Genomic DNA, 19,669 nt, shown 5'->3' with positions numbered 1-19,669 from the left:
TCCGGCGTCGGTCCCCCGAAGCGTGGACCGTACCCGCTCAGGCGGGGTGACGGCAGGGAACGATCTCGACCGTGACGTGAGTGAGGCCGAGGTCGACCGGCAGGAGGCTTCGATACCCGTCCGGCGTCAGCGGCTCGGCGCTGACGACGGTGACGATGGCCGCCCAGCCGCCGGGAGCGACCTGCCAGACGTGGAGGTCCGCTACCCGGTCGCCGGGCCGGGACTCGACGGCCTGCCGGATCCGGTCGCACACCGACGAAGGAGCTTGCCGGTCGAGGAGCACGCGGCCGCTCTCCACGAGGAGCCCCGCGGACCAGCGCGTGACGATGACGGCGCCCACGAGGCCCATCGCCGGATCGAGGAACGCCCAGCCGAAGAACGCGCCCCCGGCGAGGGCCACGATGGCCAGGAGCGACGTGAGGGCATCGGCGAGGACGTGGAGGTAGGCCGAACGCAGGTTGTGGTCGTGGTGGTGGTCGTGACCGTGCGCGTGGTCGGCTTCCTGCCCCCGCACGAGGATCCCGGCGCTGACGGCGTTCACGCCGAGGCCGAGGACGGCGACCGCGATCGCCTGGGTGAAGGCGACCGGAACGGGCTGGAAGAGCCGCTCCACGCTCTCCCAGGCCATCAGCACGGCGAAGCCGGCCAGGAGAATGGCTCCGGAGAAGCCCGCCAGGGCGTTCATCTTTCCGGCGCCGAAGCTGTAGAGCGGGTCCCCGGCATGGCGCCGGACCCACGCGTACGCGAACGCGGAGACGCCGAGGGCCGCGGCGTGCGAGGCCATGTGGAGGCCGTCGGCCAGGAGCGCCATCGAGCCGAACACGAGCCCGGCCCCGATCTCCACGACCATCGTCACGGCCGTCAGGGCGATGACGATGCGGGTCTTCCGCTCGCCCGGCCGGGACCGATCCTGGCCGAAGACGTGATCGTGGCGGCTCGCCTCGTCGCACGCGTCGTGCACGATGTCTCCGCGGGCTACTTCACCCGCACCCGGACGACGACCGGGTCGTGGTCGCTCACGCGCTTGTCGTCGGCGCAGTCGGAGTTGACGTGGAGGATCTCGACGGCCGCGCCGGGCGCGAGGGCGGGGGAGACGACGACGTGGTCGAGGACCTGCGAGGCCCCCTCGAAGTTGAACGTGTAACGGCTCGCGGGCGGGACGCGCACGACGAGGTTCTCGAGCGGCGCGGCGCCGAGGAGCCGGACGGGTTCCGAGTGCTCGAAGTCGTTCAGGTCGCCGAGAACGACGACCCGGGCCTTCGGGTCGGCCGCGAGGAGGCGCTCCACGAACGCGCGGATCTCCCGCGCCTGTGCGAGCCGGCGGGGAGCCGTCGGTGTCCGCGGGGGCTGCGTCGCGCCGAAGGCGCGATCGTCGTCCGACTTCGAGGACCAGTGATTCGCGACGACGAACAGGGGCTTTCCGCGGAAGCGGAGCTCGACGGCGAGGGAGCGCCGCACTCCTTCGCCCTCGGTGAGAGTGAAGGCGGCCGAGCGTGGCGCGACGCGGCCGGGGCTGAGCGTGAGGTGCATCTTCCGTCCGCGCCCTTCCGGCTCCGTCGCGTCGAGCGGGCCGGCCTCGCCCCGTTTCACGAGCGTCACGCGCGCCGGGTTCAGGAGAAGGGCGACGCGGATGTTCCCTCCCGGCTGTCCCCCTTCACGCCCCTCGACAGGGTCGATCCAGACCGCCTCGTAACGCGGGCCTCCCGCCGCTACGATGCCGGCCACCAGCGCATCGAGCGTCTTTCGCGACGTGACGACGCCGTCGCCCTTGCCGGCCGGGCCGCTGTCGTCCTGCACTTCCTCCAGCGCCACGACGTCGGGGCCGCCGACCCGGCGGGCGATGGCTTCGCCGATCCGGGTGAAGCGCTCGGCGGGGCCGGCGGCGGAGAGATTCTCGACGTTGAAGGACGCGAGCGTCAGGTGGCGATCGTCCCCGCCCAGCGTCGTCGTCCCGTCGCAGCCGCGTCCTCGGATTCCACGGCGAGAGGGGCGAGCGGCCAGAACCGGTAGTTCGAGAAGGCGTAGTCGACGATGCCCGCGATCGGGCCGCCCACGCGCGCGCCGACGTCGGCACGCGGCATCTCGCCCGCAATCCTGCGTCCCGCGATCACGCGGTCGAGCGACGGGCCTGCCTCGCCCAGGAGGACGCCGTCCGCGGCGGTCCGCGGCACGGCCGGGGCGCCGTCCGGGCGCAGGACGAGGTCACCGCGGCCCGACGCCGGGCCGACGACCGTACCGGCGGGCATTTCCGCGCGCATCCCCTCGAGGCTCTCCCAGAAGTCGATCGCGTCGGAGGCGGGCTCGAACAGGGCGAGGCCGTCGTCGTCGATTCCGGACGGCACCCGGCGCTCGGTGAAGAGCTTCACCGGCGGAGGGAGGGGAGGCTCTCCCGCGAGGGGAACCGCTTCGGACGCCTTCAGCCGCGTCACCGAGAGACCCTTCGGAAGGGAGAACTCCTCGACGCGCCCCGAGACGGAGACCGCCTGGCCCGGCGAGAGCGCGGCTGCGGCGGAAGAGAGAACGAAGAGCCCCTCGGACGTCGCGGGGTCGCCGTCGGGCCGCGCCGACTCGAGCCAGAAACCGGGATACCGGGCGTCCCGGTCGATCGCCGTCACGAAGCCCGGAACGCCGAAGGCCCAGCTTCCTTCGAGAGGAGAGCGGTGGCCTGCGCCCTGGATACGGGCGACGGTCATGGGACCCTTCTCGACCGCGAAGACGAGGAAGGTCGTCGCCTCCTGAACGGGGTTGAAGTTATCGTCGCTGACGAGGACGAGGGTTCCGCGACCGTCCGGAAGCTGCGGGCCGAAGGCCATTCCCTCGAAGTTCTCGAGCGGAATCCCGGTGTCGGCCAGGTCGAGGAGAAGGGTCTTCTTCACCCAGCGCAGGCTCTCCGTGCCGGAAAGGGAATCCCGGCTCGAGACGTCCTCGGCCCCTTCGAGCGAAACCGCGAAGATGCGCGCCGCGTTGCCGACGCCCTCCACGAACTGGCGCTCGAGGACGAGAAGCCGGTTCTCGTCGAGAGGGAGGAGGTCCGACAGGCCGTTGACGCTGAACGTCTTCCCGGTCGTAGGAGCGGTCGAGACGGCGTCGACCCGGTAGGCGAACTCCGCGGGGGGCCCCTTCTTCTCGAGGTCGAACCGCAGGATGCGCGCCGGGCTCGGGACGCCGGCGCCGGCGACCGGACCATCCTGGGCGAGGGCGTTCTCGATGCCGGCGAAGAGGAACCGGCCGTTGCGGCTCGTGGCGAGCCCCTCGAAGCCGAGGTTCTCGCGGATGCCGCGGCCCGGGGAGAGGCCGTATCGGGGCGGAAGGGAGAGCTCGCGGCGGAGGCGGCCGTCCGGCCCGTGCTCGCCGATCACCGCAGCGACACCACGGTGGACGATCGCTTCCGTCGAGACGAAGAACGCGCCCTTCGCGAGCGCGATCCCCTCCGTGTCGATCGACGCCGGCGGGAAGGGCCCGCCCTTCGCGTCGGTGAGCGCGAGCATCCCGTCCACCATCACTGCGGGAGGCGTCGCGGTGCCAGGCGCGGCGAGGTCGATGCGAAACCGGTAGGCACGGACGGGTCCGTGCTGTCCCCGGTCGTCCGAGATCGCCCAGAAGCGGTTCGACTCTTCGTCCCAGGCGAGACCCGACAGGCCGCCGACACGCGTCCCCTCGAACTCGAGGCCTCGCGGCAGGACGGTTCGGCCCACGAAGGAAAGGCCGGTAACGGGAGACTCCTGCGGATCGGAGCCTGCCGCGGGAGTGGCGAGAAGTGCCGTGAGGACGGCGAAGTGCAGGAGGCGGGCCGGGATGCGCGGGAGAGCGCTGCTGTTCATCGGAAGGAGCGAGGATAGGAGCATCGCGCCGGTGCCGCAATACAGGGACTCCCATGGCGGCGGCCTGGCGTCCTCTTCTTCGTCTCGCGTGCGCGAGGGATGAAAAGCGGGCACTGCGCGGTAGCATGACCACGGTGAGGAATAGCCACGAGTCGGGCCGTCGGGTCAGAGCAGTCGGAGTCGTGGCGAGGTCCATCGTCCTGTCCTGTTTCCTCCTGGCGAATCCGGGAGCGCGATCGGCTTCCGCCCAGTCTCCCGTTCAGATCCCGCGGGTGACGGGTTCCGTCGAGCTGTCTCTCGTCAACGTCGACGTGGTCGTGACCGGAAGGGACGGCAAGCCGGTCGAAGGGCTGACGGCGGCAGACTTCACGGTCCTCCACGAGAAGAAGCCCGTCGCGGTCACGAACTTCCGCGAGGAGAAGGCCGCCCTCCCGGTGGCCCAGGCGTCCGCAGCCGCGGACCCGTCTCGCGGAGAGCCTGTCCCGGCGGCGACGGCAGTTCCGGCGTCCGAAGCGGTCGCGGAGGAGCGCCGGGTCCGGCGTCACGTCGCGATCTTCATCGATCACCTCGCCCTCCCGGACGTCAAGGAACGCGAGCAGGTCTTCGGTTCCCTCAAGTCGCTCCTTCGGCGGACGCTCCAGCCCGGTGACGCGGCGATGATCGCGTCGTGGCGTGGAGGGGTTCAGGTCGTCTACCCCTTCACCGGCGACGTGGCGCTTCTGGAACGGCAGCTCGACGCGGTGGCGACGGGCGCCATCCGCCTGGGCCGCGACGTCCAGGAGGAGCTCGACCGGCTCGCGGGGGACGACTGGGCCTACGCCTGGGCCGGCGCCGGCGACTCGTCGCTGTCAAGGAACCTCAACGTCCAGCAGGCCTATTCGGAGGTCAAGGGAAAGGCGACGGCGCTGAAGGGCCTCATCGCGACGATGGCCGGCATGGAGGGCCGCAAGGTCCTCGTCTTCGTCTCGCGGAGCTTCTCCAGGAGACCCGGCGCGGAGTTCTTCGGCACGACGATGGACACCGTCAGCCTGATCGACTCGGTCACGGAGAAGGCCAACGCAGCGGGCGTGACGATTCACTCGCTCTACGCCGCGGCGTGGGAGTCGGAGTCGCCGAACGTCGCGAACTCGCCCCTGTCGGATCCGCGCTCCATCGGCCGTGCCGGACTCACCCGGTCCGAGTCGAAACGGGTCAACGAGATGGCGAGCCTCGAGAAGCTCGCGGACCGGACCGGGGGAGTCGTCGTCACCACCACGATGGAGGCCCCGGCTTTCGCCAGTCTCGTCGCCTCCGACCTCCTGCACTGGTACTCCCTCGGCTACCCGGCGCCGGCCGGCGCCTCCGGGGCGGGCGAGGTCTCGGTGCGCGTGAACCGGCCGGGGCTCACGGTGCGGACGCGTCGTTCCGTCGTGGAGCGAGGGCCCGAGGAGCGGATCGAAGACCGGGTCCTGGCGAACCTCTTCCGGATGGACCAGAACGCCCGTCTCCCGATCGCCGTCTCGACGGGAACGGCGAAGAAAGAGAAGAAGGGCCGGTTCCTCACACCCACCCTCGTCCGCGTCCCCGTTCGCCACCTCGTTCTTCTCCCGACGGCGACCGGGACGATGAGCGGCGCGGTGTCGGTCTTCACCGTCTCCGCGGGACCGGGAGGGGAGTTCTCCGACGTCCGCCGGGAGCGGCGCGAGATCGAGCTTCCAGCGGCGTCGGCAGGTCCGGCGTCGACGACGGTGCTGAGCTACGACCTCGAGATCCCGACCAGTGACCCGGCGGCCCGCATCTCGATCGGCGTCTGGGACGAAACCGGCGGAGAGGCGGGCTTCCGGATCATCCGGCCCGGGAGCCGCTGAGGCGTCCGGCGGGACGGCGTCAGTCGCGGTCCCCGAGGATGGCGTCCAGCCGGTTCTCCACGACGTCGTCGACGGAGAAGCCGAACACCTGGAGGTAGTGCTGGGCGGAGTCGAGCATCGCCTGCTGTGGCACGAGCCCGACCATCTCGACCCGGCTCACGCCGGTGCCGAAGCGGCGCAGCTCGGTCTTCACGGCCTCGAGGATCCGGTAGAGCGGCGTCGACTGGAAGTTGCCGACGGTGATGTTCAGGAGGGCTTCGTTCCGCGTCCGGTCGAGCGCGGGGTAGAAGTGGACGCCGCTGAAGCCCGTCGCCGGGTCCGAGAGGACCTTCGCCACCCACTCGGCCGCCTCCTCGTTCGGGGTCGTCAGGTAGGCCTTGAAGTTCACGATCGGCAGGCGCGCGCCGATGATCGTCGCCCCCTTGTCCGGCGGGAAGCGGTCGGGGCCGAAGTCGGGCTTCCAGGCCGGGTCGTCCATCTTCGCGGCGAAACCCTCGTACTCCCCCTCGCGGATGTGCTCGATGTCGCGGCGCACCTTCGTTCGTGCCGACTCGGCGAAGAGGTAGACCGGGAGGTCGAAACGCCTCGCGACCTCTTCCGCGAACTGCATCGACCACGAGACGGCGGTCGCGATCGGGGCATCGCGCAGGGCGACGAAGGGGAAGACGTCGACGGCTCCGATGCGCGGGTACTCGCCCTGGTGGTTGCGCATGTCGATGTGGCCGAGAGCGGCGTCGTAGAGGAGGAACCCTCCTTCGAAGATCGCCTCCTTTCGTCCCGTGAAGGAGAAGATCGTCCGGTTGCGGACCTGGTCCATCGAGACGTCCAGGAGGACGAGGCCGGGGACCGCCTCGAGCTTCTCCTGGACCTTCTCGATGAAGGCTTCGTCCCGGCCCTCGCAGATGTTCGGAACGACGGAAATGATCTGGGACATCGTCTCCTCCTCAGGAGAGCGCCGCGGATCGCGGCGCTCGAGGCTCGTTGTTCGCGAAGTTCGTGGTCATGTCAGAACAGGCCGAGGAAGACGCCGGCCGCGATCGCCGAGCCGATGACGCCGGCGACGTTGGGTCCCATCGCGTGCTGGAGGAGGAAGTTCCCCGGGTCCTCGGCCTGGCCCACCATGTGGGCGACGCGGGCCGAGTCGGGAACCGCAGAGACGCCGGCGGCGCCGATGAGGGGATTCACCTTGTCCTTCACGAAGAGGTTCATCAGCTTGGCGAAGAGGACCCCGCCCGCCGTCGCCGTCCCGAACGCGACGCAGCCGAGGACGAAGATCAGGACCGACTGCTTCGTGATGAAGACGCCGGCCGAGGTCGAAGCGCCGACGGCGATGCCGAGGAGGATCGTGCAGATGTCGAGGAGGGCGCTGGCGGCCGTCTTCGCGAGGCGGGTCGTGACGCCCGACTCCTTCAGGAGGTTCCCGAAGAAGAGCATGCCGAGGAGGGGGAGGCCGCCCGGGGCGAGAAGCGTCGTCACGAGAAGCCCCATGATCGGGAAGGCGATCTTCTCGAGCTTCGAGACCTTCCGGCCCGGCTTCATCCGGATGAGGCGCTCCTCGCGGGACGTCAGGAGCTTCATGATCGGCGGTTGGATGATCGGCACCATCGCCATGTAGCTGTAGGCCGAGATGGCGATGGGACCGATGAGGGCAGGCGCGAGCCGGCTCGCGGTGAAGATGGCCGTGGGGCCGTCGGCCCCTCCGATGATCCCGATGGCCGCGGCGCTCTGGGGCGAGAAGTCGAGCCAGAGTGCGCCGATGAACGTCAGGAAGATGCCGACCTGCGCCGCGGCTCCGAGGAGGAGGCTCTTCGGGTTCGAGAGGAGCGCCGAGAAGTCGGTCATTGCCCCGATGCCGAGGAAGATCAGGGGAGGGAAGACGCCTGCGCGGACCCCGTAATAGATGATCCCGAGGACGCTGTTGCCCCCGTGTTGAAGACGTACTCGTGGGAGACGGGGTCGATCATGTACAGCGAGACGCTGTTGAAGATCGAGAGCGGCATCGGGATGTTCCCGACGAGGATCCCGAAGCCGATCGGCACGAGCAGGAGCGGCTCGTAGTCCTTCGCGATCGCGAGGTAGATGAAGAGCAGGCCGATCAGGACCATGACGACGTTGCCGACCGTCAGGTTCGCGATACCGCTCCCCTGGACGACCTGGTCGAGGAACCCCGTGATGTCGCCCGTCTTCACGTCCTTGGCGAAGAAGCCCTGCTCGAACTGGGTGACGTACCCGAGGCTCTCCGACTTCCCGACGGTGATCACGGTGTAGATCCCGGCGAGCTGGCCGCCAGCGTCGTAGAGGTTTCCCTTGGCGGCGCGTTTGAGCGTGTGAGGGTCGACGTGATCGTGGCCCTTGTCGATCCGGAAATAGGTGCCGGCCGGCTCGACCTTGAAGGGGAGGAACCCGATCTTCAGCGCCGGGATCGCGACGTGGTCCACGTCGGCGAGCGCCTTCCCGTCGGCGTACGAGGCGACGCGGACGATGGTCTCGAAGTCGTCGGCGTGGACGGTGACGAAGGTGCCGACTTCCCGCTCGAGCGCGTCGCGCAGGACGCCCGTGGTCGCGCCGGGTCCCATGTAGTCGTTCTTCACGTCGTCCTGCGTCCCCTTGTGGATCCGCAGGTAGGTCGCGCCGGGCTCGAACGTGACGCCGAACGTCGGCCGCCCGGCCGCGGACGCGGCCGGACCGGCGAGCAGCAGGAGAGCGATCGCGAGGAATCGGAGCCTCTTCAACGTCCGGTCCTCACAGCGTCGTCATCTTCGGACGCGCCACCTCGACCAGCAGGTCGCCCTCGCCGATGGAATCGCCCTCGCGGACGTAGACCTTCGCGACCGTCCCGGCGTAGGGCGACGAGATGGCGTTCTCCATCTTCATCGCCTCCATGACGAGGAGGGTCTGGCCCGCCGCGACGGTGTCCCCTTCCTTGGCGCGGATCGAGAGGACGAGCCCGGGCATCGGCGCCACGATGCCGCCCTCGCCGCGCGCGAGGGGTGCGGGTCTCACGCCGCTGCCCGATGGGGCGGACGGTGCGGACGCAGGCGCGGGCCTCGGCCCGGCAGCGGGCGTGGGGGCCGAGGGGGGGGCGGCGTGCCCCGCCTCCGCCGTGATCTTCCGCCGGCCCAGCTGCACGATGTCGACGGCGTACTCCTTGCCGTCGACGACGATCGTCGCGTGCTCGGGGGTGAGCTCCTTGACCTCGGCCTGGTACTCCCGGCCTCCGATGCGAAGGACGTGCTGGCTCATGGAATCCTCTTCCTGGTCGGGTTCACGAAAGGGGTGTCGAGCGCCGGATGGTGACGCGCGAGCCGGGCCTGTTGAGGTAGAGCTTCCGCTCCACCTGCAGGACCGCCGTGATCACCGCCAGGACGTCGGCGGGGACCGGCTCGGACGGGGCGAGGTCGGGAGCCGCCGGGGCGGGCACGGGCGCAGGGGCGGTGCCGTGGCCGTGCCCCTCTTCACCCCACCGGATGTTCCGCGAAACGCGGCTGAAGAGCTGGATGAACGCGATGCACGCCACCAGGCCGATGAACACGACCGCCATGCCGAGAGCCGTGACGGTCCACGCTTCCCACTGCGACATCAGCTCACCTCACAGGGGGATGTTCGTGTGGCGGCGGGCGGGATTGGCGTCGTTCTTGCCCGCCAGCATCTCCAGGGCCTTGATGATCCGGAACCGGGTGGTGGCCGGCTTGATGACGTCGTCGATGTAGCCCTTCTTCGCCGCCGCGTAGGGTGTCGCGAAGAGCGTCGCGTACTTCTCCTTGAGCTCGGCGGCCTTCGCCGCGACGTCCTCGGCGGCGTCGAGCTCCTTCTTGTAGATGATCTCGACCGCGCCGTCGGGCCCCATGACGGCGATCTCCGCCGTCGGCCAGGCGTAGTTCACGTCGCCGCGCAGGTGCTTGGAGCTCATGACGCAGTAGGCGCCGCCGTAGGCCTTGCGAAGGATGACGGTGACCTTGGGGACCGTCGCCTCGGCGAAGGCGAAGAGGAGCTTGGCGCCGTTGCGGATGATGCCGCCGTACTCCTGCGTCGTGCCCGGCATGAACCCCGGAACGTCCTCGAGGGTCACGAGCGGGATGTTGAAGGCGTCGCAGAAGCGGACGAAGCGGGCGCCCTTGATGGACGACGCGTTGTCGAGGACGCCGGCGAGGACCTTCGGCTGGTTCGCGACGATGCCGACGGAGCGGCCGTTGAAGCGGGCGAAGCCGACGACGAGGTTCGCGGCCCACGCCTCGTGCACCTCGAGGAACTCGCCGCAGTCGACGATCGCCCGGATGACCTCCTTGACGTCGTAAGGCTGGTTCGCGCTGTCCGGAAGGACCGCGTTCAGCTCGGGGACCGCGCGGTCGACGGGGTCGTCGCACGTCACGAGCGGCGGTTTCTCCTGGTAGTTCTGTGGGAAGTACGCGAGCATCCGGCGAACGAGGGCGAGCGCCTCGTCCTCGTTCTCGGCGACGAAGTGGGCGACGCCGCTCTTGGACGCGTGGACGTCGGCGCCGCCCAGCTGCTCGGTCGTCACCGTCTCCCGCGTCACCTGCTTCACGACCTTGGGGCCCGTCAGGAACATGTAGCTCGTGCCGCGGGTCATGGCGACGAAGTCGGTGATGGCGGGGCTGTAGACCGCGCCCCCGGCGCAGGGGCCGAGGACGAGGCTGATCTGCGGGACCACGCCGGAGGCGAGGACGTTGCGCAGGAAGATGTCGGAGTAGCCCGCGAGGGCGTCGACCCCTTCCTGGATCCGCGCGCCGCCCGAGTCGTTCAGGCCGATGACGGGCGCACCCACCTTCACGGCGAGGTCCATGATCTTGCAGATCTTCTCTGCGAAGGCCTTCGAGAGGCTCCCGCCGAAGATCGTGAAGTCCTGGCTGAAGACGAAGACGAGGCGTCCGCCAATCGTCCCGTGGCCCGTGATGACGCCGTCGGTCAGCGGCTGGTCCTTCTCCATGCCGAAGTCGGTGCAGCGGTGGGTCACGAACGTGTCGAACTCCTCGAAGCTCCCCTCGTCGAGGAGCTTCTCGATCCGCTCGCGGGCCGTGTACTTGCCCTGGTCGTGCTGCTTCTGGATGCGCTTCTCGCCGCCCGCGAGATAGGCGGTCTCGCGAAGGTGGGCGAGCTCGAGGATCTTGTGTTCGATGCTCATGCGGGGCTCCGCGCGGCGGCGCTTCGAGTCCCGGACGGGTCGGCCCGGGGACGCGGCCAGCGACTGGGCATCGTATCACCGGCGTCGCTCGAAACGCCCGTCGGAGACCTCCGTCCTCCGGGCGGTCCGTGGTGCGCCGACGCGGTGGCGGTGCTGCTTCCGGACCGTTTCCGTCCGGATTCCGGGGACGCGCGGCGCGTATCATCACCGGCCGGAGTCGATTCGATGAAAAGAGCTCTTCCCGTTCTCGTCCTCGCTGTGCTCGTCCTGTCCGTCCCGGCCTTCGCGACCACGGTCGACGCGGACGTGGAGGCGCGAGTCCCTGCGTTGTCGGCGTTTCATGAGGTCGTCTATCCGCTCTGGCACGACGCGTGGCCGAAGAAGGACGTCGACGCCCTCGTCGCGCTCGCGCCGAAAGTGAGCTCCGGGGTCGAGGCGATCGTCAAGGCCGAGCTGCCCGGGATCCTGCGCGACAAGAAATCGGCGTGGGATGCGGGCGTGTCCCGCCTCACGGCGATCGCGGGCGAGTACGCCGTCGCGGCGGGAAAGAAGGACGGCCCGGCCCTTCTCGGCGCGGCTGAGAACCTCCACTCCCAGTTCGAGAGGATGGTCCGGATCATCCGGCCGGTCCTGAAGGAGCTCGAGGCGTTTCACGCGACTCTCTACGTTCTCTACCACCGCCAGCTCGACCCGTTCGCCCTCGAGGGCGTGTCGCAGTCGGTGAGGACGCTGAAGGAGAAGATGGGACCGCTCTCGGCCGCGACCCTGCCGGAACGGCTGAAGGCGAAAGAGGAGACGTTCGTCGCCGCGCGGGCTCAGCTCGCCACGGCAGTCGATGCGGCCGTCGCCTCGCTCGAGGGAAAAGACGAAAAGGCGATCCGGGTCGCCGTCGACCTTCTCCACACCCGCTACCAGGAGGTCGAGAAGGTCTTCGACTGAAGGCCGCCGCCCCGCGGAGACGGCGTCAGGCGCTGCCGCTCCCCATGAGTCTCGACACCTCGCCCGGCTCCGGGAAACGTCCCGTGTCGCGCTTCGAGTAGACGAGCGTCCCGTCGACGACGACGTCGAAGACGCCGCCGGAGCCCTTCTTCAGCGTCGCGTCGACACCGAACGCCCTTTTCAGCTCGGCCGCCAGACCGGCGGCCCTCGGCTCGTAGTTTCAAACCGTGCAGTACGTTATCTCGACGTTCATCGCGGCCTCCCGGGCCGGATTCTATTGGGGCGCGCCGCCAGGGACCGGCTGGCGCCGGAGGACCCGCGCCTGGAGCAGCAGGAAGGTCAGCGTGGTGACGACGCCCGCGAGCATCACGAACAGCTCGATCCCCGGTCCCCTGGAGCCCGGGGTGGCACGCAGAAGGGCCACCACGAGGGGCGCGACGAACTGGTTGGCGAAGAGCCCCGCGAAGACGAAGCGGTTGGTCCAGCTGGTGGCGAGGAAACGCCACAGGAACAGTCGCGGGTTCGAGATGACCGCACTGGCCGCGTAGAGCGCCATGAACGCCATCTCGAGGAGCGAGATGCCCACCCGCTGGTCCGCGTGGACGCTCAGGTAGGTGGCGTTGCCCAGGAGATAGCCGAGCAGGCTCAGGCCTCCCGGAACGAGCGCCAGGTGGATGAGCAGGTCGTCCAGGATGAAGGCGGACTGCGGCGTGTCGCGCAGGGCGATCACGAGGTCGTACGCGCAGAAGAGCACCAGCCCGATGGAGGTCATGGTCGAGGTCAGAACGATCCCCGGGAAGCTCGCCCAGAGCTCGGGCGGCGTCATCGCGAGCATGACGATCGACGACACGTTGCCGCCGAGGACGAGGCCCGTCATGGCGAGGCTCAACGCGATGGGCCACGTCGCGAGGTGGAGTCGGGCTTGCCGGACCAGGACCATGAGGAGCAGCGAGAAGGCCGTGAACGCCGACATCACGGGCGCGTTCGGGGCGTAGAAGACGGGGCGCCCGACGAGCCACGCCAGCATGACGCCGCAGGCTCCGACCGCGAGCACCAGGTCGATGGCTGTCGTCCATTGCCGCCTCGAGGCGCCGATGGGTACGTGATCGCTCGGAAAGTCGCCTTGCATCACCGGCCCGAATCGTACTCGGCCCGCCGGTGCGGCCGGGACCTATGATTCATCGTCCCCACCGCTCAGGAGCTGTTAAGAAATCGGGAGGAGAACCGTTTCATGGGTGACGACCCGACGAAGGAGGCTCCCGTGAGCGCGGTTCGACCGGTACCGAGATCCCATCCCCCGGAGGCCCTCGAGACGCTCTTTCGAGAGCACGGGCCGCTCGTCTTCCGGACGGCGTACCGGGTGACGGGGCGCGCCGCCGACGCGGAGGACGTCCTCCAGACGGTCTTCCTCAGGCTCGCCGGTCGCCCCGACCCCGGGAGCCTCGGGGGCGAGCCCCGGGCGTACCTCCACCGCGCTGCCGTGAACGGCGCGCTCGACCTCGTGAGGTCCCGGGCTTCCGCGGCGGGAACGGTGGCCCTCGAGGAGCACGGGGGCGACGTCGAGGCCCGAGGAGGCCTGCCCGACGCGGCGGCCGAGGCGCGGGAGCTTCGCGCCCGCCTCCGCCGGGCCCTTGCGCGCCTCGCCCCCCGCGTGGCGGAGGTCTTCGTCCTCCGGGCTCTCGAGGGAATTCCCAACAGGCAGATCGCCCGCCTCCTCGGGTCGTCCCCCGCGGTCGTCGCCGTCCAGTACTTCCGTGCCAGAACCCAGCTCCGGAAGGAGCTCCTCGCCGCAGGCGGAGGCCCGTCATGAAGAACGACATCCTCGACCAGGCCGTAACGGCCGTCCAGAACCAGGAACCCGATCCGTCCGCCGTCGATGCGGCGATCCATCGCGTCGGTGTCGCGATGGCGAGCCCCGTGGCGGCGTCGCCCGTCGACGAGTCACCGCTCGTCCTCCGCGGCTGCGCCGACATTCAGGCCCTCGTTCCCGCGTTCGTCGCCGGGCGGCTCTCGCCGGCGAGAGCCCTCCTCGTCGAAGACCACACCCGTTCCTGCGTCCCGTGCCGCCGCGCCCTGAAGGCCGTCCGCTCCGGGCTGCCGATGAACGCCTCGGCCGTGACCGACGCCGTCTCCGTACGGCAGAGGCCGGTGGCCGCGATGGCCCTCGCGGCGTCGCTCCTTCTCTGCGCGGCCCTCGGCACGCTCTGGTTCGTCCGTTCGTCCGCGGCCTCCGGTCCCGTCGCGCGCGTCGACGTCGTCGACGGGCTCCTCTTCGCCCCTTCCGCCGGGACCCGGATCCCGGCCGGCGCCGAGCTCGCGGGCGGGCAGGCCGTCCGGACCGGCCGCTCCGGCGGAGCCGTCCTCGTTCTCGCCGACGGCTCGCGCGTCGAGCTGGCGGAAAGGTCCCAGGTCTCGATCGCCCGCGGGTCGGGCGGCACGACGGTGGCCCTCGCGCGCGGCCGCGTCATCGTCCAGGCCGCGAAACAGCGCGGCGGCCACCTCTTCGTCAAGACGTCCGACTGCCTCGTCTCGGTCACCGGGACGGTCTTCTCCGTCGTGCAGGGAGCGAAGGGCTCGCGTGTCTCCGTCCTCGAGGGAGAAGTCCACGTCGACGACGGCCAGGGCGAGAAGGTCCTCCGCGGAGGCGATCAGGCGTCGACGAACGGCGCCTCGATGCGCGTCGCCCTCGAGGACGAGTTCGGCTGGAGCCGCGATCGCGTGGCGCTCCTCGAGCTCGCGGGCGAGGTGGCCCGCCTGCAGAAGGAGCTCGCCGCCGTGCCGGCCACGTGGTCGGGACGGACCTCGACGCGGCTCCTCGACGCGATGCCCGACGGAACGGTCGTCTTCGCGGCCGTCCCGAACGTCTCGGGAACCGTCGCCGACTTCTACGACGCCCTCGCGCCGCGCCTGGCGTCGAACCCGGCGCTGGCCTCCTGGTGGGGCGAGGGCCCGGGCGCGGCCCAGCGGCAGGCCGAGGTGAAGCGCCTGCTCGACGCCCTGCGGACCTGGGGCTCCTACCTCGGCGACGAGGTGGCGGTCGGCATCGGCGCGAAGGTGGACGGGCACCCCGGCGCGCCTCTCGTCCTGACGACCGTCGTGAAGCCGGGCTTCCGCGCGTTCCTCGAGGCCGAGCTCGCCCGGGATGGCGGCAACACCCACGTCCGGATCGTCGAGAGCGCTTCCGACGCCCCCTCGGGCGGAGGCGACGCTCTTCTTCTCTGGCTGCACGACGACCTCGTGGCCGCGGCCGTCGACGGCGCGACGCTCGCACGGCTCGAATCGGCCCTCGCCTCGCCGGGGGAGTTCCGCAGCGGGACGTTCCACGCGCGGCTCGCCGAGGCTTATCGCGACGGCATCGACCTCCTCGTCGGCGTCGACCTGAAGGCGTTCGTCGAGAAGGCGGCCTCCGCGGCGGGCGACGATCCGCGTGCGAGCGAGACGCTCCGGTTGACGGGCCTCCTCGACGCGGAGCACCTCATCGTGGAGCGTCGCTCTACGGGCAGCGTCTCGAGCGGCCGGGCAGCCCTCTCCTTCAGCGCCCAGCGCCGCGGCCTCGCCGCCTGGCTCGCCGCTCCGGCGCCGATGGGGTCCCTCTCGTTCATCTCCTCCGGCGCCGCCGGGGCGGTCGCTCTCGTGATGAAGGAGCCCGCGCTCCTCGTCGACGACCTCTTCGCGGCCTTCACCTCCGGGCACCCGGAGTTCCCCGCGAAGCTCGCCGCGTTCGAGGCGGAGCACGGCTTCCGCGTGAGAGCCGACCTCGCCGAGACCCTCGGCGGCGACGTGGCTCTCGCGGTCGACGGGCCGCTTCTCCCGACGCCGGCCTGGAAGGTCGTCGTCGAGGTCTACGACGCCCCGCGCCTCCAGGCGACGATCGAACGCCTCGTCTCCCTCGCCGACGCCGCGGCGCGCAAGGAAGGGAAGCCGGGAGCGAGGATCGTGTCGGAGGCCTCCGGCGGCCTCACGATCCACGCTCTCGTCCTGGGAGACGGAACGATTCCGCTACAGTACGCGTTCGTGGACGGCTACCTCGTCGCGGCCCCGCAGAAGGCTCTGCTCGTTCGCGCGGCCGAGAGCCATGCCACGGGGGACACGCTCCTCACCGCGCCGAAGCTCGTCGCCCTCCTTCCGAAGGACGGGCCGCTCGACTTCTCGATGCTCGCTTTCCAGGACGTCGGCGGAACGCTCGGGTCTCTCGCACGTTCCCTCGGCGCGGCGCCCGGATCGGCGGCCTCTGACCTCTCCTCCTCTGGCGCTTCTCTCGCCTGGGGCTGGGCCGAGCCCTCGCGCATCGTCTTCGGCTCCGCCGGGTCCGGGCTCTCCGACCTCGGCTCCCTCGTGGCGGCCGTCGCCGCGCTCCAGCCGCCCGCGAGCGGAGGCCGGTGACAGCTTTCCTCGAGCTCGACGGCCTCTCCGTGAGGCTCGGCCGGCGAGAGGTGCTCCGCGAGCTGCGGGGCACCCTCGCCGGCCGCTCCATCGGCCTTCTCGGGCCGAACGGGGCTGGGAAGACGACCCTGCTCCACACGCTCCTCGGCTTCTTCCCGCCGTCGGCGGGGAGGGCCCGGCTGGCGGGCTTCGACGTCGCGAAGGAGAGTCGCGAGGTGCGGCGCGCGGTCGGCTACATGCCCGAGAACGACTCCTTCATTGCCGGGATCTCGGGGGTCCGCTACGTGACCATGTTCGCCGAGCTCTCGGGCCTTCCTCGGGCCGAGGCGCTCGAACGCGCGCACGAGGCGCTCTTTGCCGTCGGTCTCGGCGAGGTCCGCTACCGGACCCTCGAGACCTATTCGCTCGGGATGAAGCAGCTCGCCAAGCTCGCGCAGGCGATCGCCCACGGGCCGCGGGTCCTCTTCCTCGACGAGCCGACGAACGGCCTCGACCCGCCGGCACGGCAGCGGATGCTCCGGCTGATCCGCGAGATCCGCGAGGCAGGGGAGATCCGGGTCATCCTCTCGTCGCACCTCCTGCGCGACGTGGAGGAATGCTGTGACGAGGTCCTCATCCTCAAGGACGGGCGCATCGCGGCCCTCTGCAACCTGGAGGAGGAGCGGCGGGCGAACCGAAGGCTCGTCGAGCTCGAGGTCGCGGGCGGCAACGGCGACTTCTCCGAAGCGCTCGTCGCCCTCGGCTGCAGCGTCGGCCCCGGGATCCGCCGCCGGCTGAAGGTCGTCCTCCCCGAGGGATTCGGCTCGCGGGAGCTCTACCGCCTCGCGGGCGAGAACGGGGTCCAGATCCGGCATCTGGCCTACCAGCGCGATTCCCTCGAGGAGATCTTCCTCAGGGCGATGGAGGTCGAGCCGTGACGGTTCGGACGCGCCGCTTCCGCCCCTTCGACGGGACACCGACGTCGACGCTCGCGCGGGTCCTCGTCCTGCCGCGCTACGCGTGGAAGGAGGCCTTCTCGGGGAAGCTCGTCACGGGGGCATTCACCGCCTCGTTCCTCGCGCCCATCGGCGCCCTCGTCGTCGTCTGGCTGAAGTACAACGTCGCCGCCCTGGTGCGGACGCCGTTCGCCGGGGGGATCCCGCTCGCGATCGACGCTGAGTTCTTCGGCTTCCTCCTCCTGACGCAGTCGTACTTCGCCTTCGCGCTGACGCTCTTCGTCGGCCCCTCCCTCGTCTCGCCCGACCTCGTGAACGGGGCCCTGCCGCTCTACTTCTCCCGGCCTCTCGAACGCTGGCAGTACGTGGCGGGCAAGCTCCTCGTCCTCGCCCTCCTTCTCTCGGCGATCACGTGGGCCCCGCTCCTCCTCGTCTTCGTCCTCCAGGCCTCGCTCGCGGAGGCGGGCTGGCTTGCCGCGAACGTCGGGATCGCCGGCTCCATCGTGCTCGCCTCGCTCCTGCTCGTCCTCTTCCTCTCGCTCGTCTCGATGGCCGCGTCCGCCTGGGTCAGGAACCGTGCCGTCGCGCGAGGCCTGCTCATCGCCCTCGGGGTCATTCCGGCCGCGTTCGGAGAGGCGATGAACGGGATACTCGACATCGAGTGGGGCGGCGTCCTCAACCTGGGTCTCGCGTGGGGCCGGGTCCTCGAGGGGCTCTTCGGCATCTCCGTGAGAGCGAGGATCCCCCTCGGCGGGGCCTGGGCGAGCCTCCTCGTCACGACGGCCATCGCGCTCCTCCTCCTCCGCCGGAAGCTCCGCGCCTTCGAGGTGGTGCGGTGAGCGCCGCGGCCCAGAAGGACCTCCTCGTCTTCGAGGACGTCTCGAAGTTCTACGGCGAGGTCCTCGGCGTGGACCGTGTGACCCTGTCGATCCCTCCCGGCATCACCGGCCTCGTCGGCCCGAACGGTTCCGGGAAGACGACCCTCATGAACCTCGCGACGGGCCTCATCCGGCCGACGCGGGGCCGGGTGAGCGTCCTCGGCATCCCGCCGGACGACCCGGAGCGGCTCTTCGCCGCCTGCGGCTACTGCACGGCGTTCGAGGCGTTCCCGCCCGGCGTCACGGGACGCGCCTTCCTCGAGGGGCTTGTCTCGCTCAGGGGAGACGGGATGGCGGCGGCGCGATCTCTCGCCGGGAAGGCGCTCGAGCGCGTGAACCTCGTCGACGCCGCGGGCCGCAAGGTCGCCGGCTACAGCAAGGGGATGAGGCAGCGGCTCCGCCTCGCCGCGGCGATCGCGCCCGACCCGCGCGTCCTCCTCCTCGACGAGCCGCTCAACGGCCTCGACCCCATGGCCCGCGCCGAAGTCCTGGAGCTGTTCCGGAGCCTCGCCGCCGAGGGCAAGCACGTCGTCGTCTCGAGCCACATCCTCCACGAGGTCGACCTCCTCGCGGACCGCGTCGTCCTCGTGAAGTCGGGGTACGTCGTGGCCGAAGGCGAGTCCCACGGCCTCCGCGAGGAGGTCGTCGAGCGGCCGATGCAGGTCCTCGTCCGCTGCGACCGTCCCGGCGCCCTCGCGGCGCGGCTCTTCGCAGAGGGGCTGGCAACCGAGGTGGAGCTCCACGAGGACGGCCTCGGCCTCCTCGCGAGGACCCGGACCCCGGACCGCTTCTTTCTCGCGCTCAACGGCGCCGTCCTCTCGGACGGGATCCAGATCGAGACGGTGACGCCGGCCGACGACGACGTGAAGGCGGTCTACCGGTACCTCATCGAGGGCGGGGAGGGGTCGTGAACGAGCGCAACGACGTTCGCTTCCGCCAGCTGAAGGCCGTCTTTTTTCTGGAGCTGAAGCGCCTCCTCCGGGGACGCGAGGCGCGGGCGGCCTTCTTCTTTGCCGCGGCCCCCTTCCTCCTCGCGCTCGTCGCCCACGCCGTGAGGGACCACGCGACCGTCCCGGGACGGGTCGAGAAGGAGTTCGCCTTCGTCTTCCAGAACCTCGTCCTGCAGGGGACGCTCTTCTTCGGCACGCTCTTCGTCTTCGGGGGGCTCCTTCGTGGCGAGCAGCTGGCGAAGACCCTCCACCACCTCTTCCTCGCGCCGGTCCGCCGCGAGGTCCTCCTCCTCGGGAAGTACCTCGCCGCGCTCGCGGTGACCTCGGCCGCGTTCGCGGGCTTCTCGGCCCTCGCCTACGTGACGCTCCTGACGGGCGCGGGAAGCGGCGCGGCGACGGCGCACCTGGCGTCGGGGGGCGCCGGGCGGCTCCTCGGCTACGCTCTCGTGGCGGTCCTGGCCTGCGCGGGCTACGGCGCCGTCTTCCTGGCCTTCGGCCAGTGGGTGAAGAACCCGGTCTTCCCCGCGCTCGCGTTCTGGGGCTGGGAACACCTCAACTTCCTCCTCCCCGAGGGGCTCAAGAGGCTGGGCCTGATCCACTACCTTCTCTCGCTCACGCCGGTGAAGGTGCCGGAGGGCTTCCTCGCCGTCCTCGGGGAGCCGCTCCCGCCCTGGATCGCGGTCCCCGTTCCTCTCCTCCTCTCCGCGGCGCTCCTCGCCCTCTCGGCGTGGAAGGTGCGGCGGATGGAAGTCGACTACGGGGTGGAGTGAGGGGGC

17 protein-coding genes and 1 pseudogene are annotated in these 19,669 nt (G+C 70.4%); 8 read left to right on the top strand and 10 right to left on the bottom strand.

Translation table 11 applies throughout. The features are described from left to right. Positions 1 to 37 precede the first annotated feature (37 nt). From dmeF to IPN03_23825, 3 genes are read right to left on the bottom strand one after another with little or no spacing between them, the layout of a single operon-like run. On the bottom strand, positions 38 to 961 hold the full coding sequence (gene dmeF, locus IPN03_23835) for a CDF family Co(II)/Ni(II) efflux transporter DmeF (protein ID MBK9376664.1): 924 nt from the start codon (positions 959 to 961) through the stop codon (positions 38 to 40). A 14-nt stretch (positions 962 to 975) separates the two neighbouring features. Beyond that, positions 976 to 2,001: an endonuclease/exonuclease/phosphatase family protein gene (locus tag IPN03_23830; GenBank protein MBK9376663.1), complete on the bottom strand. Its 1,026-nt coding sequence runs from the start codon at positions 1,999 to 2,001 to the stop codon at positions 976 to 978. After that, positions 1,917 to 3,821: an esterase-like activity of phytase family protein gene (locus tag IPN03_23825; GenBank protein MBK9376662.1), complete on the bottom strand. Its 1,905-nt coding sequence runs from the start codon at positions 3,819 to 3,821 to the stop codon at positions 1,917 to 1,919. Before IPN03_23825 ends, IPN03_23830 begins: the two co-directional genes overlap by 85 nt. Positions 3,822 to 4,003: 182 nt before the next feature. Between IPN03_23825 and IPN03_23820 the strand changes: the two genes are divergently transcribed. Then, positions 4,004 to 5,668 carry a VWA domain-containing protein gene (locus IPN03_23820; protein MBK9376661.1) on the top strand — a complete coding sequence of 555 codons (1,665 nt, stop codon included), beginning with the start codon at positions 4,004 to 4,006 and terminating at the stop codon, positions 5,666 to 5,668. Positions 5,669 to 5,687: 19 nt separating this feature from the next. Here the strand turns inward: IPN03_23820 and ftcD are convergent, their stop codons facing one another. The 5 genes and pseudogenes from ftcD to IPN03_23795 all read right to left on the bottom strand — a co-directional run bounded on the left by ftcD (position 5,688) and on the right by IPN03_23795 (position 10,808). After that, the gene (ftcD, locus tag IPN03_23815) at positions 5,688 to 6,602 is read right to left on the bottom strand and encodes a glutamate formimidoyltransferase (protein ID MBK9376660.1); all 915 of its coding nucleotides are present in this window, start codon (positions 6,600 to 6,602) and stop codon (positions 5,688 to 5,690) included. 71 nt (positions 6,603 to 6,673) lie between these two features. After that, positions 6,674 to 7,773: pseudogene (locus IPN03_23810) on the bottom strand (sodium ion-translocating decarboxylase subunit beta). 637 nt (positions 7,774 to 8,410) lie between these two features. After that, positions 8,411 to 8,911: a biotin/lipoyl-binding protein gene (locus tag IPN03_23805; protein ID MBK9376659.1), complete on the bottom strand. Its 501-nt coding sequence runs from the start codon at positions 8,909 to 8,911 to the stop codon at positions 8,411 to 8,413. A gap of 22 nt (positions 8,912 to 8,933) precedes the next feature. Next, positions 8,934 to 9,248 (bottom strand): OadG family protein, encoded by a 315-nt coding sequence (locus tag IPN03_23800; protein MBK9376658.1) that lies wholly within the window; start codon positions 9,246 to 9,248, stop codon positions 8,934 to 8,936. 9 nt (positions 9,249 to 9,257) lie between these two features. After that, entirely contained in the window at positions 9,258 to 10,808 is a 1,551-nt protein-coding gene (locus IPN03_23795) for an acyl-CoA carboxylase subunit beta (GenBank protein ID MBK9376657.1), read from the bottom strand. A gap of 225 nt (positions 10,809 to 11,033) precedes the next feature. On the opposite strand from IPN03_23795, the gene IPN03_23790 reads away from it, so the two are divergent. After that, positions 11,034 to 11,747: a hypothetical protein gene (locus IPN03_23790; GenBank protein ID MBK9376656.1), complete on the top strand. Its 714-nt coding sequence runs from the start codon at positions 11,034 to 11,036 to the stop codon at positions 11,745 to 11,747. A 25-nt stretch (positions 11,748 to 11,772) separates the two neighbouring features. Here the strand turns inward: IPN03_23790 and IPN03_23785 are convergent, their stop codons facing one another. Together IPN03_23785 and IPN03_23780 are read right to left on the bottom strand one after the other, a co-directional pair. Further along, positions 11,773 to 11,943: an Rdx family protein gene (locus tag IPN03_23785; protein MBK9376655.1), complete on the bottom strand. Its 171-nt coding sequence runs from the start codon at positions 11,941 to 11,943 to the stop codon at positions 11,773 to 11,775. Between the two features lie 78 nt (positions 11,944 to 12,021). Further along, positions 12,022 to 12,843 (bottom strand): hypothetical protein, encoded by an 822-nt coding sequence (locus IPN03_23780; GenBank protein ID MBK9376654.1) that lies wholly within the window; start codon positions 12,841 to 12,843, stop codon positions 12,022 to 12,024. Positions 12,844 to 13,008: 165 nt separating this feature from the next. Between IPN03_23780 and IPN03_23775 the strand changes: the two genes are divergently transcribed. From IPN03_23775 to IPN03_23750, 6 genes are read left to right on the top strand one after another with little or no spacing between them, the layout of a single operon-like run. Then, positions 13,009 to 13,557: a sigma-70 family RNA polymerase sigma factor gene (locus IPN03_23775; protein ID MBK9376653.1), complete on the top strand. Its 549-nt coding sequence runs from the start codon at positions 13,009 to 13,011 to the stop codon at positions 13,555 to 13,557. After that, positions 13,554 to 16,130, top strand: a complete 2,577-nt coding sequence (locus IPN03_23770) for a FecR domain-containing protein (protein ID MBK9376652.1) — start codon at positions 13,554 to 13,556, stop codon at positions 16,128 to 16,130. The genes IPN03_23775 and IPN03_23770 overlap by 4 nt, the downstream gene beginning before the upstream one ends. Beyond that, positions 16,127 to 17,047 carry an ABC transporter ATP-binding protein gene (locus tag IPN03_23765; GenBank protein ID MBK9376651.1) on the top strand — a complete coding sequence of 307 codons (921 nt, stop codon included), beginning with the start codon at positions 16,127 to 16,129 and terminating at the stop codon, positions 17,045 to 17,047. The genes IPN03_23770 and IPN03_23765 overlap by 4 nt, the downstream gene beginning before the upstream one ends. Continuing rightward, positions 17,044 to 17,904 (top strand): hypothetical protein, encoded by an 861-nt coding sequence (locus IPN03_23760; protein MBK9376650.1) that lies wholly within the window; start codon positions 17,044 to 17,046, stop codon positions 17,902 to 17,904. The genes IPN03_23765 and IPN03_23760 overlap by 4 nt, the downstream gene beginning before the upstream one ends. Further along, positions 17,901 to 18,854 carry an ABC transporter ATP-binding protein gene (locus IPN03_23755; protein ID MBK9376649.1) on the top strand — a complete coding sequence of 318 codons (954 nt, stop codon included), beginning with the start codon at positions 17,901 to 17,903 and terminating at the stop codon, positions 18,852 to 18,854. Before IPN03_23760 ends, IPN03_23755 begins: the two co-directional genes overlap by 4 nt. Continuing rightward, positions 18,851 to 19,663 carry a hypothetical protein gene (locus IPN03_23750; protein MBK9376648.1) on the top strand — a complete coding sequence of 271 codons (813 nt, stop codon included), beginning with the start codon at positions 18,851 to 18,853 and terminating at the stop codon, positions 19,661 to 19,663. Before IPN03_23755 ends, IPN03_23750 begins: the two co-directional genes overlap by 4 nt. Positions 19,664 to 19,669: the final 6 nt, after the last annotated feature.

Source organism: Holophagales bacterium, from assembly GCA_016719485.1.
Classification (GTDB): Bacteria; Acidobacteriota; Thermoanaerobaculia; order UBA5066; family UBA5066; genus UBA5066.
The sequence above is the reverse complement of the archived record's forward strand: the minus strand, read 5'-3'. Positions and strand labels throughout refer to the sequence as shown.

Bases quoted from the DNA above. Each gene is read 5' to 3' on its own strand.
- IPN03_23825 (MBK9376662.1), bottom strand. From the start codon at position 3,821: ATGAACAGCAGCGCTCTCCCGCGCATCCCGGCCCGCCTCCTGCACTTC.
- ftcD (MBK9376660.1), bottom strand. From the start codon at position 6,602: ATGTCCCAGATCATTTCCGTCGTTCCGAACATCTGCGAGGGCCGGGAC.
- IPN03_23805 (MBK9376659.1), bottom strand. From the start codon at position 8,911: ATGAGCCAGCACGTCCTTCGCATCGGAGGCCGGGAGTACCAGGCCGAG.
- IPN03_23800 (MBK9376658.1), bottom strand. From the start codon at position 9,248: ATGTCGCAGTGGGAAGCGTGGACCGTCACGGCTCTCGGCATGGCGGTC.
- IPN03_23795 (MBK9376657.1), bottom strand. From the start codon at position 10,808: ATGAGCATCGAACACAAGATCCTCGAGCTCGCCCACCTTCGCGAGACC.
- IPN03_23790 (MBK9376656.1), top strand. From the start codon at position 11,034: ATGAAAAGAGCTCTTCCCGTTCTCGTCCTCGCTGTGCTCGTCCTGTCC.
- IPN03_23770 (MBK9376652.1), top strand. From the start codon at position 13,554: ATGAAGAACGACATCCTCGACCAGGCCGTAACGGCCGTCCAGAACCAG.